At 56.4% G+C, this 13,825-nt stretch carries 13 protein-coding genes; 8 read left to right on the forward strand and 5 right to left on the reverse strand.

Annotated elements, in window-relative coordinates:
• The first annotated feature begins 25 nt into the window (after positions 1-25).
• The 8 genes from HY282_11235 to HY282_11270 all read left to right on the forward strand — a co-directional run bounded on the left by HY282_11235 (position 26) and on the right by HY282_11270 (position 9,342).
• Positions 26-277: a hypothetical protein gene (locus HY282_11235; GenBank protein ID MBI3804321.1), complete on the forward strand. Its 252-nt coding sequence runs from the start codon at positions 26-28 to the stop codon at positions 275-277.
• A gap of 135 nt (positions 278-412) precedes the next feature.
• Complete coding sequence (locus tag HY282_11240; GenBank protein ID MBI3804322.1) at positions 413-1,567, forward strand: Re/Si-specific NAD(P)(+) transhydrogenase subunit alpha; 1,155 nt, start codon at positions 413-415, stop codon at positions 1,565-1,567.
• Positions 1,568-1,594: 27 nt separating this feature from the next.
• A complete protein-coding gene (locus tag HY282_11245; GenBank protein MBI3804323.1) occupies positions 1,595-1,888 on the forward strand; it encodes an NAD(P) transhydrogenase subunit alpha in 294 nt (97 codons plus the stop codon).
• On the forward strand, positions 1,889-3,274 hold the full coding sequence (locus HY282_11250; GenBank protein MBI3804324.1) for an NAD(P)(+) transhydrogenase (Re/Si-specific) subunit beta: 1,386 nt from the start codon (positions 1,889-1,891) through the stop codon (positions 3,272-3,274).
• 98 nt (positions 3,275-3,372) lie between these two features.
• A complete protein-coding gene (locus tag HY282_11255; GenBank protein ID MBI3804325.1) occupies positions 3,373-4,983 on the forward strand; it encodes a DUF748 domain-containing protein in 1,611 nt (536 codons plus the stop codon).
• Between the two features lie 67 nt (positions 4,984-5,050).
• Positions 5,051-5,995, forward strand: coding sequence for an ATP-binding protein (locus HY282_11260; protein ID MBI3804326.1), 945 nt, complete (start codon positions 5,051-5,053; stop codon positions 5,993-5,995).
• Positions 5,992-6,453: a hypothetical protein gene (locus tag HY282_11265; protein MBI3804327.1), complete on the forward strand. Its 462-nt coding sequence runs from the start codon at positions 5,992-5,994 to the stop codon at positions 6,451-6,453. Before HY282_11260 ends, HY282_11265 begins: the two co-directional genes overlap by 4 nt.
• A gap of 123 nt (positions 6,454-6,576) precedes the next feature.
• Positions 6,577-9,342 (forward strand): hypothetical protein, encoded by a 2,766-nt coding sequence (locus HY282_11270; protein ID MBI3804328.1) that lies wholly within the window; start codon positions 6,577-6,579, stop codon positions 9,340-9,342.
• A gap of 26 nt (positions 9,343-9,368) precedes the next feature.
• Here HY282_11270 and HY282_11275 read toward each other — a convergent pair whose 3' ends face one another.
• The 5 genes from HY282_11275 to HY282_11295 all read right to left on the reverse strand — a co-directional run.
• Complete coding sequence (locus HY282_11275) at positions 9,369-9,893, reverse strand: GNAT family N-acetyltransferase (GenBank protein MBI3804329.1); 525 nt, start codon at positions 9,891-9,893, stop codon at positions 9,369-9,371.
• Between the two features lie 10 nt (positions 9,894-9,903).
• Positions 9,904-10,311 (reverse strand): VOC family protein, encoded by a 408-nt coding sequence (locus tag HY282_11280; protein MBI3804330.1) that lies wholly within the window; start codon positions 10,309-10,311, stop codon positions 9,904-9,906.
• Positions 10,312-10,329: 18 nt separating this feature from the next.
• Complete coding sequence (locus HY282_11285; GenBank protein ID MBI3804331.1) at positions 10,330-11,097, reverse strand: class I SAM-dependent methyltransferase; 768 nt, start codon at positions 11,095-11,097, stop codon at positions 10,330-10,332.
• 1 nt (position 11,098) lies between these two features.
• The gene (locus HY282_11290; protein ID MBI3804332.1) at positions 11,099-12,307 is read right to left on the reverse strand and encodes an O-antigen ligase family protein; all 1,209 of its coding nucleotides are present in this window, start codon (positions 12,305-12,307) and stop codon (positions 11,099-11,101) included.
• 245 nt (positions 12,308-12,552) lie between these two features.
• Positions 12,553-13,825: O-antigen ligase family protein (locus HY282_11295; GenBank protein ID MBI3804333.1), on the reverse strand; the 1,273-nt coding region annotated here is incomplete at its 5' end.

A 13,825-nucleotide genomic window follows, 5' to 3' on the forward strand; every position in this document is an offset into this window, starting at 1 on the left:
TCATTACTCATTGAGGAGGTCCAAAATGGACGAGATCGAGGCTGGACGTGCCAAGTTTTTCGAGGTGCTGAAGAAGATCGATCCGAAAGTGGAAGGGGTGATCCCGACCCGCTCCACCAACAATAATTTTTTGATCTCGCTGACCAAAGGAAAAGCCCGAAAATTCATCACCGTGACCGAAGACGACCTCATCGACATGGTCGACGACGAGCTGATTCGGGAAGGGGTCGAGGCACAGATCGAGGAAGCGCTCGAGGCAATGAAGAAATCGGGCTAAAACGAGCCCCCCCGTTCCCTCTTTTAAATGCAACATAAAGCTTGACGAGGGGACCTAAACCTATGTTATAAATTAACCATTTTGCTCCTCTGACTCAATATCGAGTTTAATCCTCTTGCATAAAGGGATCGCGACATGAAGATAGCCATTCCGAAAGAGATCCTTCCCGGGGAGCGCCGGGTTGCCGCCACGCCTGAAACGGTCGACAAGATGGTCAAGGGGGGCTTGGAAGTTTGGGTGGAATCCGATGCCGGACAGGCCGCTTTCTTCTCAAACGGCGATTATGAAAAGGTCGGGGCAAAAATCGCCCCTGATGCCGCATCGGTTTACTCCGATGCTGACATTGTCATCAAAATTCAACGGCCGCTCCAGAACGAAAAGGTCGGCAAAGACGAAGTGGAGTTGATGAAGGAAGGAGCGATCCTGGTCGCGCTCCTTCAACCGATGAGCTATCCCGAGATCGTTCAGAAGCTGGCCGCAAGGAAGGTCACCTCCTTCTCGGTCGACCTGATCCCCCGGATTACCCGCGCCCAACGGATGGATGTCCTCAGTTCGATGAGCAGCATCGCCGGATACAAAGCGGTCCTCCTCGCCGCATCGGCCTTCGGAAAACTGATCCCGATGATGACCACCGCCGCCGGCACCCTTCCCCCGGCCAAGGTTTTGATCATCGGCGCCGGCGTTGCAGGGCTGCAGGCGATCGCAACGGCCAAACGGCTGGGGGCCCAGGTCGAAGCGTTCGACACCCGCCCCGCCGTGAAGGAGCAGGTGAAGAGCCTCGGCGCGGAGTTCGTTGAATTGGAGCTCGGCCATGAGCAGGCGGAAGATGCCGGCGGTTATGCCAAGGAGCTCTCCGCAGAGTTTTACAAAAAAGAAAAAGAGCTGATTCACCAACATGTCAAAGCGGCCGATATCGTGATTACGACCGCGCTCATCCCCGGCAAGAAAGCGCCGGTCCTCATCACGACCGACATGGTCAAAGAGATGAAGAAAGGCTCCGTGATCGTCGACATGGCGGTGGAACAGGGAGGAAACTGCGAGTTAAGCAAGGTCGGCCAGGAGGTCGTGGAGTACGGCGTCACGATCGTCGGCGCCACCAATCTTCCGAGCAGCGTGCCGATTCATGCAAGCCAGATGTATGCCAAGAACATGCACAACTTTCTCTTTCACCTCTACGTGAACAAAGAGTTGAAGTTAGACCTCAACGATGAGATCACGAAGGGGGCGATGGTAACCCACAAGGGGGAGATCGTTAATTCAAAGGTCAAAGAGATCGCCGCAAAAGGATAAAAATAATAAATTAGGAGGAACAACCTAATGTCTTCAGATATAGAGATCGGACTTTATGTCTTCATGCTCGCCGGATTTCTCGGCTTTGAAGTCATCTCACGTGTGCCGCCGCTGCTGCACACCCCGCTGATGTCGGGAACGAACGCCATCTCGGGAATCTCGCTCGTCGGGTCGATCGTGGTGGCCGGAACCCAGGAGACGACCTTCAGCACCATTCTCGGATTCATCGCCGTGACCGCCGCCAGCATCAACGTCGTCGGCGGCTTCATGATCACCGACCGGATGTTGAAGATGTTCAGAAAACGCCAGGAGGTTGCATAAATGTCTACCAAGACTTTTATTGACTTTGCCTACCTCGCCGCCTCGGTTCTTTTCATTCTCGGATTGAAGGGGCTCGCCTCGCCGGAGAAGGCGCGCCGCGGGATTATTTACGCCGAGATCGGAATGCTCCTCGCCGTCGTCGGGACCCTGCTCCACAAAGATATTATCAGCTATGAGTGGATCTTCGCCGGCATCCTGCTCGGCGCGGCGATCGGCGCGCCGATGGCGATCTTCATGCCGATGACGGCGATGCCGCAGCGGATCGCCCTCTCCCATGCCTTCGGCGCGCTGGCCGCCTCGTTGGTCGGCATCGCGAAGTATTATCACTATGCGCCGAACATTCCTCCCTATATCATGGCCGCCCTTTCGTTTGAAGTCCTCTTCGGCGCGTTGACCTTCACCGGGAGCTTGATGGCCTTTGGAAAACTACAGGAGCTGATCACCGGCGTCCCGATCGTCTACAAGGGACAGAATGTCATGAACATCTCCCTCTTCGGGATTGCGGCGGCGATCGGCATCTACCTCGTTTTTAATCCGGCAAACAGTTTTCTCTTCATCACCCTTTTCTTGGTTTCTCTCGCCCTCGGCGTTCTCTTTGTTCTCCCGATCGGCGGCGCCGACATGCCGACGGTGATCTCGCTCTTAAACTCCTATGCCGGTCTCGCCGGCGCCGCCACCGGCTTCGTCCTTCATAATAACGTCCTCATCATCGCCGGCGCGCTCGACGGCACCTCCGGCTTTCTCCTCTCGGTGATCATGTGCAAGGCGATGAACCGCTCCTTCTCGAACGTCATCTTCGGCGCTTTCGGGCAGGTCGCCGCGCCGGCCCCGGAAGCGGCCGCCAAGCAACAGGCGACCGTCCGAAGCGGCACACCGGGCGATGCGGCGGAGATCTTCCGAGCGGCCAAATTGGTGATCGTCGTCCCCGGTTATGGGATGGCGGTGGCGCAGGCGCAGCATGCCGTTCGTGAACTCGCCGAGTTGATGGAAAAGAACGGAACCGCCGTCAAATATGCGATCCACCCGGTCGCCGGCAGGATGCCGGGACATATGAACGTTCTGTTGGCCGAAGCGAATGTCCCCTACGATCAGCTGCTCGATATGGACGACATCAATCCCGAGTTCGAGCATGCCGATGTCTCACTCGTCATCGGAGCGAACGACGTCGTCAATCCGGCCGCGAAGACCGATCCGAGCAGCCCGATCTACGGGATGCCGATCTTGGACGTCGAGAAATCGAAAACGGTGATCGTCTTGAAGCGGAGCATGAACCCCGGTTTTGCGGGGATCGACAACGCCCTCTTCATTCAGCCGAATACGATGATGGTTTTTGGGGATGCGAAGGGAACCTTGACGAAGATGGCCGAGGAGCTTAAGAAACTTTAGAGCTGAAGCACATCTTCTTTTTAAAAAGCAATGGCCGCGAAAGCGGCCATTGTTGTTTTTATGCCTCGACCTTTTTAATATAGAGGGAGAGGTATGTCATGACGCTACGTAAATTCAGCTATTGGTTCTTCGGATCGATCGCGGTCTTGATCGTGCTCCTCATCGCGCTCGATTTTTTGATCGATGCGCCGCTCCGCAATTACATGGAGCGCGAAGTCAATCACCGGCTCAAAGGATATAAAGTCCAAATCGGCGCCCTCAATTTCCATGTCTTCGGATTCTCCCTCGACCTGGAGAGGATCGTCGTCATCCAACAGGCCAACCCCACCCCTCCCCTCGCAGAGATTAAAAAGCTCACCGCCAGCATCCAGTGGCGCTCGCTGCTCCGCGGCCGGATCGTCAGCGATTATCGGATTGAACGGCCGGTGGTCTACCTCAACTTTGCGGCCGCGCAAGAGGAGATCAATCATAGTCAAAAGAAGTCGGACGCGGAGGAGAAAGGAAAACCGGCCCCCCCGGACCGAGGTTGGCAGAAGGCGATTCAAACGATCTATCCGGTGAAAATCAACCATCTTGAAATGGTCGACGGCGACCTGACCTACGTCGACAACATTCCGCTGAAACAGATTCATTTCCGAAAGATCCACTTCGTCGCGGAGAACATCCTGAACGTCGAATCGGCCCCGCATGTCTATCCCTCCCCGGTTCATCTGGAGGGAGCCATCTTCGATCGAGGACAAATCCGCCTCAACGGAAAAGCCGATTTTCTCGCCGTCCCCTACATTGGAATCCAGACCGGATTCAACGTCGATCAACTTGATCTCCGCGACCTCGAGCCGTTGATTCGCCGTCTTCCGTTAATCGTCCATCAGGGAACCCTCTCCGGAGCGGGAGAGGTCGAGTATTCGCCGCAGACGCAGACGGTTCACATCGAGAAAATTCTCCTCGATCAAGCCCATATCGACTATGTCTATCAACCGGGGCCGGCCGCTTCAAAGAGCGGAGACAAAGCAGCGGAGACGGCCAAAGAGGCCTCCACGACGGAGAGCGCACCGTCCACCTTGATCACCGTTGATGAGCTCGATATTGCAAGAAGCAATCTCGGATTTATTAATAAAGGAGCCAAGCCGAACTATCGCGTTTATATCAACCAAACAGAGCTGCAATTAACCCATTTAAGCAACCACCTCACGGAGGGAAAAACGGAGGCAAAACTGAAGGGAAAATTTATGGGAAGCGGGAACCTCGGCGCGAATGCCGTCTTCCGGCCTCAAAAGAAAGGCCCCAATCTGAATCTCGCCGTCAGCATTGAAGAGACCGATTTAAAGACGATGAACGATCTCCTTCGGGCGTATGGAAATTTCGATGTCGCCGCCGGCGCGTTTTCATTCTTCATGGAATTGGCGGTGAGAGAGGGAAATGTAACCGGCTACGTCAAACCGCTCTTTCAAAAAATCAAAGTCTATGACCGGCGCCAGGACAAAGAGAAGAGTGCTTTTCATAAACTCTATGAGCGGTTGGTCGGCGGGGTCTCAAAACTGTTGGAGAACCAACCCCGCGACGAGGTCGCGACGCGGGCCGATCTCTCCGGCCGGATTGAAAATCCGAAATCGAGCACCTGGGACACCATCATCCGGATCATCGAGAATGCCTTCTTCAAGGCGATCCTGCCGGGGTTCGAAAAAGAGGTGAGTCAATCGAAGCAATAAGCGCCGCGGTGCGCCCTCCCCCTCCTTTCTCGTTGCCGATCCAAAAGGGGTATGTTAAGATCGGGCCATGTCAAAGGAAGCGTTTCGGAGCCGAACCGGCCTGCTGGAAAACCTCAAAGGCCAACTTCTTGCCGGCCGTTGGGCGGCGGTTGTCGGCGGACCGATGATTGGAAAAACCACCCTCGCGCGCAGACTGAAAGAGATGATCGACGCCGGACCGAACCGGGCCGTCTTAATCGATCTGAACGGACTCCCCGCTCCCGACCTCTTTTGGCCGAAACTTCTTGAGGCGCTCCTTCAGCAAGGGATCGGACCCGAAACGAAGAGCCGGTACCACCGCCCTCCGAATTCCTTTCCGGAGCTGATGACGCAGCTCCATCATCTCTATGAGAAAGCGCCGTCCGAAATCCACTCCCGTCCGATTGTTCTTCTCCTCGACAACGCTGAGGCGCTCCTCCCCTTCTCCGAAACGCTGATTCCCCAGATCATCAACCTGGCGCAGGAGCTCACCCTCCCCCCGATTCAAGCGATCTCTTGGATCGGCGGCGCTTCCTTCGGCGACTGGGTCCTTGCAAATCCGGCCGCCTTCAAACCGCCGCTCCGCCTCTATCCCCTCTCCGCCATCCCAATCCGGGAAGCACGCGAGATCATCCGAGAAGCGCTCGGCCCCACGGCGAGCAGCGAAGCGGCCGATCGGATCTGGAACGACACCGGCGGCCATCCGCTCCTGCTGAACCATGCTTTCGGAGAGGAGGGGGGCCCCTCGGTCGAAGCGCTTCAGGCGGCCCTTCGAAACGCGCTCCGACCCGAAGAAGAAGCGATTCTCGATCGACTCGACCCGGCTGGACGCTGGACCATTTTGGACGACCTGCGGGATCGAGAGGGGCAGAAGATCCCCAAGCCACAACTCGACCGCCTCTGCATGTTGGGACTCACCATCCGCACCCTCATCGACGGCATCGCTGCCATCCGTCTCACCTCGCCTTTTTTCAACCAGGTCAGCGGACGATGATCGAGAAGCACTCGCAAATCGAAACAGCCGAGACGCTCCGTGCGATCTATCCGATCTTCAAGCAGGAGGTCTACAACCGCCGCGCCGCAATGATGCAGATCGCCCGAAACGGGATGCTCACTTTTGTGTCGCTCTCGGTCCTCGCCGTCCTCCTCTCGGGCGGCCGGCTGATTCATCCCGAACTGAAGGGCCTTTCCTGCGTCGGCGTCGGACTCGTCACCCTCCTGCTGATCAATCAGATCCGCCAGGAAAAATCGCGCCACGAAGGGGCGAAGCGCCAATTGATCCTTCTGGAACAGGAGCTCCACTTCTTCGAGCCGGGCGCCTATCTCTCGAATGCACCGCTCTATCCCACCCAATGGCAAGCGCGGCCGTCGATCGACCGGGGCCTGGCGGTTTCCGTCGCGGGATTGGTGCTGACTGCGACCGTGCTCTGCCTAACGATCCTTCTCGCATAAGCTCTATACCTAATTTTACATAGCCCGACTTTCCCTGTTATTCTTCTTGACACATGAAAATAAGTACGGTACCCTCCCCTGTATAATTTAGACCGAATTTGTATATCCCCTGTGATTAAGCCGATGCTCTCATTAATAACCACCCGGCGACTGACCTCTTTCTCTCTCTTCCTCTCCATCAGCCTCCTTCTTTCCGGCTGCGGAGGGGGCGGCGGAGAGAGCGGCTCCGGCATTGCCGTCGTCATCACTCCTGCAACCGCGACCCTTCATCCCGACGAGACCCAACAGTTCGCCGCAACCGTCAGCGGAACCGGCAACCCCGGGATTACCTGGCAGATTCAAGAAGGGGCGACGGCCGGCGTGGTCGACGCGAACGGACTTTATACCGCCCCGACCACTCCCGGAACCTACCATGTCGTCGCCTTCAGCCAGGCCGACGCCAGCAAAAGCGCTTCGTCCGTGGTGACCGTGATTCACTCCGTCGGGTCCGTCTCGGGTGCCCCAGGAACCTTGGACTCAACCTTTGGAACGGGGGGGAAAGTGATCACCCCGGTCGGATTTGGAAGCGACAGCGCTGTCGGTGTGGTGGTCCAGCAAGATGGGAAGGTCATTGTCGCCGGCAATACTTTTAATGGCGCTAATTCTGATTTCCTTCTCCTTCGATACAACCCAGATGGCACCCTCGACACCAGCTTCGGTACGAAAGGGAAGGTCCTCATCGATTTCGGATTGGGCGATACAGCGCGCGCTCTCGCCCTCGATTCTATAGGAAGAATTGTTGTAGCGGGATCTGCATTTAATGGCACCAAATATGACTTCGCTGTAGCCCGATATACGACCCAAGGAACGCCCGATACCAGCTTCGGTGTCAACGGAAAGGCAATCACCCAGATTGGTTCTGGAGACGATGTTGCCTCTGCTTTGGCGATTCGATCAGATAATTTTATTCTGGTCGTTGGAAGCTCTTACAATGGGAATAACACGGATTATGCCCTGGTCCTTTATAATGACTCGGGTCTCCTTGATACCACTTTCGGAAGCGGCGGGAAAGTAACCACTGCAATTGGGAATGGGGATGACTTTCCCTTTGCGATTGGACTCCAATCAGACGGTAGGATTATCGTAGCGGGTGACACCTATAATGGCCAAGACTATGACTTTGCCATGGTTCGTTATACCGCAATAGGGGCGGTTGATCATTCCTCCCCCACTTTCGGGATAAACGGTAAAGTGGTTTCCCAAATTGGGACAAGTCACGAAGCCATCCGAGCCATGGCCATCCAAAACTCCACCGTCGTCGTAGCTGGATTCGTTTATAATACGACCGATCCTGATGTCGCTCTCGTACGATATAACCTCTCCGATGGAAGTTTCGACACGACGTTCGGCAACCAAGGTAAAGTGATTACCCCGATTGGCAGTGGGGATGACCTTGCTCTCTCCATTCAAATTCAGTCAGACAGCAAAATTTTAATTGCAGGAAACGCGTTCAACGGAGTCGATGCTGATTTTTTCCTTGCACGATATAGCCCGAACGGAAATCTAGATTCAACCTTCGGCGCCGGCGGTAAGGTGACGACCGATTTCGGAGCTGGAGACGATATTGCGCGCGCACTTGTGCTTCTATCGGGAGGGAAAATTTTAGCGGCGGGAGAATCCTTATCCAAAAACAATAAAGATCTCGCCCTGGCACGTTACAATTCAGATGGAACACTCGATCTTTCTTTTAATACGACAGGTAAACAGACGGTCGATTCCGAAGTGGCCAGCGCGATCGCCGACACCCTCGCCGTTCAATCAGACGGGAAGATTATCGCAGCAGGCGATTCATTTGATGGAGAGAATTTCAGATTCTCGCTTGTCCGCTATCGTACCGATGGACAGATTGATTCCGCATTTGGAGAAGAAGGGAAGGTGGCTACAATTTTTGATGGCGGGACCGGGGGGAAGATCGTCATCCGACCTGACGGAAAGATTCTGGCAGGAGGGACGATTTTTGAAAATGGAGATTATGACTTCGGTATTGTTCTATATGACACGAACGGAGCCTTCGAGAGATTCTCTCCTATAGGATTTGGTCCGGGCGGGGGAGCAAATCAAGATTATCTTGATGCAATGGTGCTTCAACCAAACGGATCTATTTTGGTCGCCGGACAAACCTGGGTCGGGAGCAATTATGACTTCGCCCTGGCACGCGTTGATACCGATGGGAACCTCGATCCAACATTCGGAACCGGCGGCAAAGTCATCACCGCAATCAGCCAAGGGAACGACTTCGTCACCTCCATTGCGCTTCAACCGGACGGAAAGATTATCCTCTCCGGCTATTCCGTGGTCGGCTCCACGAACAATCTTGTGCTGGCACGATATAATACGGACGGCAGCCTCGATTCGGCTTTTTCAGGCGGGATAATCTCGACCACCTTCGCCCCGGGCGCCAGCAGTGCTGCCACGGCGGTTCGGATTCAGCCAGACGGCAGGATCGTCATTGGCGGATACAGCGTCACCAGCGATAACTATGACGTTGCGTTGGCGCGATATAATACGGACGGAAGCCTTGATTCAACTTTTGGGACCGGCGGAAAGGTCGTCACAGCACTCGATACTGGAAATGACGGTCTCTTTGATATGGCCCTTCAGGCAGACGGGAAGATCGTCGTGGCCGGCTTCTCGAATGTCACCGGCGCCGATTTCGCCGTGGCCCGTTATAAATCGGATGGGACGCTCGATCCCTCTTTCGGCCAAGGGGGCAAGCGAATCGTCTCGGCCGGCCAGAGTATCGATTTCGCCTATGCCGTGGCCCTGCAGGCAGATGGAAAAATTATCGCAGCCGGAGGGTCTCAGGAAGGATCTCATTATGATTTTGCCCTCATTCGTCTTCTTCCGTAAAGCAACCCAAAGCGCTTCGGCTTCGTTCACGAACCGCCCTCCTGGATCTTCGCATAAATGAGCTGATCGATCGTCTGGCCCTCCTTGGTGACGCTTTTCCTCAACAACGCCTCGCACGTGTAGCCCGCTTTTTCGAGCACCCGGATGGAGGCCGCATTCCACTCGAAGACCCCAGCGTCGATTCGGCAGAGATCGAAGGTCTTGAAGGCATAGTCGGTCAGCGCCATCACCGCTTCCGTCGTGATCCCCCGACCCCAAAACCGCTCTCCGAGCCAATAGCCGATTTCGGCCGACCGCCGAAAAACATCGCCTCTCACCTCGAAACCGACCCCGCCGACCGCCGCTTCATTCACCACGATCGCAAACTGGGTCTGGGGGGTCACCTCACTTGCTTGTCGGATCCATTTTCGGGCGTCGGCCAAACGATAAGGATGGGGAAAGCGATCGCGCAGATTGATCCAGATGTTCCGGTTGTTTGCATGGAGGATCAGCGAGGCCTCATCGCCGGGGCGCCAATCTCGAAGGTAAGACCGATCGAGTTTTATTTTCAGAGCCGCCTCCCTACAGAGCGCTGGTCTCGGTTGCGTCCTTTTCCGGGTTAGAAAGCTCAATCAAATTTCCATCCGGATCACGAAGATAGACCGAGCGGATCGGCCCGGTCGCACCGGTTCGACTGACCGGACCTTCGACGATCTCCACGCCGGCGGACCGCAGCGCCGTAATCGCCTCGGACAGAGGTGTAGAGATCAGAAAACAGAGATCGGCCGAACCGGGGGTCGGTCGGGCCGCGCGCGGCGCCGGCCCCCTCCCCTGTTCATGTAAATTAATCTTCTGATTGCCAAAAAGGAGCGCCTTTCGATTCTTTCCGAATGTCATCGCCTTCATCCCCAGCACCCGCTCATAAAACGCGCAGCTCCGCTCGATCTTCCGCACGGTGAGAACCCAATGATCGAGCCGATCTATTTTTATCCCCTTTTCATCCACATTTCATCCGCGTCCCTCTTTGCGCCCCACCCGTAGACGCAGCGGCGACTTCATCCGGCGGGGGCGGAGAGGATCGCCCCACACCGTCGCAAGAGAAACGAGAAGGTCGGTCACCGGATCGCGGCCCTCCGCAGCGAGGTAGCGTCGCGTTGCCGACCAGGTTCTGAGATAACCGCCGAGCGGGTCAAGGGTGATGGAGGACTCGATGAAGAACGGGGGCGTTTTTTGTTCGATAAATGGAAAAGAGATCGTCTGATACCCTTCTTCCACCATCTTCCGCTCCGGCGGCCAATACGGCCCCAATGTTTCGCTATAAAAAAGATGGATGAGCCGGTCAATCGCCGGATCGATCGTGAAGAGCTGATAACACCAGACCGCGAGGAGACCGCCGGGAACCAAGACCCGCGTCGCCTCCATAAAAAAAGCGGGGATGTCAAACCAATGCAAGGCTTGCGCGACAGTGATCAGATCGACCGACCCATCCGCTAATCCGCTCTTTTCGGCGGCAGCGACCCGGTATTCCACCCGTCGATCGGGGATCGCATTCTGAATCTGCTCGGGGCTGGCATCGGTGGCGATGACACGGTCAAAATGCCTCGCCAATCCGAGCGCCGCCTGTCCGCTTCCCGTTGCGCAATCCCACGCCTGCTCCCGTCGGGGAGCCGATTCGGCGAGCGATTCGAACAAGATTTCCGGATAGCGGGGTCGGAAGACGGCATAGCCCTCGGCCTGATCGGAAAAGTAATCTTTAAAGCCTCGCTTCTCTGGCATATTACTTCACCGGTTGCGCAACCGCCTCGCGCGAGAAAGAGAGGTCCCTCACCTCTCTCCGAGAGTAGATCACCAAGGCCATCGCGGTCATCGCCCAGAAGGGAATCGCCCAGAAACCGACGTTGTTTCTCTCCAGCAGCGCATGCACCAGATACTCGCCGATCATCCCGCTTCCGAGGAGGATCAATAGCTCCCGCTCCGGTCCGGCCTCCAAACGGTGGGCCGTCCGAAACGTCAAAACCACCACGCCGAAGAAAATCCAGAGATAGAGGACCAGCCCGACGATTCCATTTTGGATCAAGAGGGAGATGAAAAGATTGTGCTCATGCGGCACCTTTGGCTCCGGCGCGGCGTGGGAGAGCCGCTCTTTCTCATAAAGCTCCGTAAAGATCCCCGGGCCATACCCATAGCCGAAGAGCGGCCGCGCTTGAATCAAATCAACCGCGATATCCCAGATAGGGGTTCGGCCGCTGGCCGTTCCGATCTGGCTCTCCAGCCGCTCCGCACGCTGTGTCACCAAGTGGGGACCGTAAGAAAAGACGGAGAGAAGAAACAGGACCGAGAGGGCCAACACCCCCTTCCAGTTTTGATAGATCCCCCAGATAAGCACGGTCACGAGCACCCCCACCCACGTCCCACGGGAGAGGGTCATGAAAACGGCGAAGAGGCCGACCAGAATCAGGCCGGTCGACAACACCCTCCCGAGCAGCGGGCCATCGCGCCGGTAGATCAGGAGGAGAAACGGAAAGGTCCCCCCCAGGATCATGCCGACGACATTGTGGTGGCGGTTCCCGAGGGCCGCCAACCCGCCGATCGTATTGAGCTCTCCCACCTGATAGTTATAGAGCCCGGCGACGACGATCCAGAGAAAGGAGAGGGCAAACGCCGTCGCCAGCCGCTTGAGCTTCTCCACCGTCCGGAAATGGTGGAGCACCACCAGATAGACAATCACAAACTTCAGGTAGCCGCCGCGAATGCCGGCCAACGTATTTTCTCGATCGATCGAATAGGTTAGAGAAAAGAGGACCAAGAGGGTGTAGAGGAGCAGCGGCAGATCGAGAGGGGTTCGGACCCAACCGACTTTCCTCTCAACCGCCATCTTGGCGATCCAGAAAAAAAGCGGCAGATAAAGGGCAAACCACTTCAGCAGATTAATCCCCGCCGTCACCGAGGCAATCGATTTCACCGGAAAGAGCAAGGCGTCCAACATAAACCGAGCAGGTCGGAGGCCGGATCTCTTCTCAACACCCTCTCACTCCGCCGAAACCTCTGTTGCCGAACCCTCTGTTGAAGGAAGGCCGCTCCCTCTCTCGCGCCGGAATCGGTCGGGATCGACCTTCCCGATGAAGAACGTCGCGCACCGGGCAGATTTAACACGTGCCGTCATTCCCCATTCTATACAACTCAGCCTCCTCCTTCAACACTCTATTGATCCATTGGGTGTGATCTTCCTCACTAAAAGCGTTCCGGCTCTGAATATTCCTGCCGACCGCTTCCTTCCGCGGGAAAGAGCGCTGTCGATCCCTCGGTCGGATTGCCGGACGGGCCAGAGGAGAAAGAGGAGAAAGCGGTGCCGGCGTGCATCCGATGATGAATCACCAAGGTAATTGCCATCATCGCCCAAAAGGGAATCGCCCAGACGCCGACATGGTTTCTCTCCAACAACGCATGCACCAGGTACTCCCCGACGACCCCACTTCCGACGATAATGAGCAGCTCCCGCTCCGGCCCTGTGCCCAAGCGGCAAAGGGTTCGGAAGGTCAAGAGGACCACCCCCCCCAAGATCCAGAGGTAGAGGACCAGGCCGACCATTCCATTCTGAATCAAAAGGGCGACAAACAGGTTATGCTCGTGGGGGGCGTTTGCTTCCGGCGCTTCGTGGAAGCGCCGTTCCTTCTCATAGATCGGGGTAAAGATTCCCGGGCCGTAGCCGTAGCCGAGAAGGGGGCGCTCTTTAATCAACGAGGCGGCGACGCGCCAGATCGGCGTCCGGCCGCTGATCGTCCCGGCTTGATGCTTCAGCAGCTCCGCCCGCTGCCCGATCGAAGCGGGCCCAAACAAAAAAACCAAGAGAGCAAAGGCGGTCGAGAGGGTCAGCATGACCCGCCCGGTTTGGAACCGCCCCCAGATCAGGAAGGAGACCAACACCCCCAGCCAGGTCCCCCGGGAGAGGGTGAGGAAGACCGCAAAGAGACCCAATACGATCAGTCCACCCGAGACCGCCCTGTTGATCAACGGCGCGTCCCGATCATAAAGGAGCAAGAGAAACGGAAAGGTCCCCCCCATAAACATCCCGACGACATTGTGGTGGCGGTTCCCGAGGGCCGCCAACCCGCCGATGATACTGGTGTCACCCATTCCATAATTATAAAAGCCCGCGGCGACGAGCCAGAGGAAGGAGAGGGCAAACGCCGTCGCCAGCCGCTTGAGCTTCTCCACCGTCCGGAAATTGTGGAGCACCACCAGATAGACAATCACAAACTTCAGGTAGCCGCCGCGAATGCCGTCAATCGTATTCTGTGGGTCGATCGAATAGGCCAGAGAGGAGAGGACCAAGAGGGTGTAGAGGAGCAGCGGCAGATCGAGGGGGGTTCGGACCCAACCGACTTTCCTCTCAACCGCCATCTTGGCGATCCAGAAAAAAAGCGGCAGATAAAGGGCAAACCACTTCAGCAGATTAATCCCCGCCGTCACCGAGGCAATCGATTTCACCGGAAAGAGCAAGGCG

This window comes from Candidatus Manganitrophaceae bacterium (genome assembly GCA_016200325.1).
In the GTDB taxonomy this organism is placed as follows: Bacteria; Nitrospirota; Nitrospiria; order SBBL01; family Manganitrophaceae; genus Manganitrophus.

What these genes read in the sequence shown, in the direction of transcription:
- HY282_11235 (MBI3804321.1), top strand. Translation starts at nt 26, where the DNA reads ATGGACGAGATCGAGGCTGGACGTGCCAAGTTTTTCGAGGTGCTGAAG.
- HY282_11240 (MBI3804322.1), top strand. Translation starts at nt 413, where the DNA reads ATGAAGATAGCCATTCCGAAAGAGATCCTTCCCGGGGAGCGCCGGGTT.
- HY282_11245 (MBI3804323.1), top strand. Translation starts at nt 1,595, where the DNA reads ATGTCTTCAGATATAGAGATCGGACTTTATGTCTTCATGCTCGCCGGA.
- HY282_11250 (MBI3804324.1), top strand. Translation starts at nt 1,889, where the DNA reads ATGTCTACCAAGACTTTTATTGACTTTGCCTACCTCGCCGCCTCGGTT.
- HY282_11255 (MBI3804325.1), top strand. Translation starts at nt 3,373, where the DNA reads ATGACGCTACGTAAATTCAGCTATTGGTTCTTCGGATCGATCGCGGTC.
- HY282_11260 (MBI3804326.1), top strand. Translation starts at nt 5,051, where the DNA reads ATGTCAAAGGAAGCGTTTCGGAGCCGAACCGGCCTGCTGGAAAACCTC.
- HY282_11265 (MBI3804327.1), top strand. Translation starts at nt 5,992, where the DNA reads ATGATCGAGAAGCACTCGCAAATCGAAACAGCCGAGACGCTCCGTGCG.
- HY282_11270 (MBI3804328.1), top strand. Translation starts at nt 6,577, where the DNA reads ATGCTCTCATTAATAACCACCCGGCGACTGACCTCTTTCTCTCTCTTC.
- HY282_11285 (MBI3804331.1), bottom strand. Translation starts at nt 11,097, where the DNA reads ATGCCAGAGAAGCGAGGCTTTAAAGATTACTTTTCCGATCAGGCCGAG.
- HY282_11290 (MBI3804332.1), bottom strand. Translation starts at nt 12,307, where the DNA reads ATGTTGGACGCCTTGCTCTTTCCGGTGAAATCGATTGCCTCGGTGACG.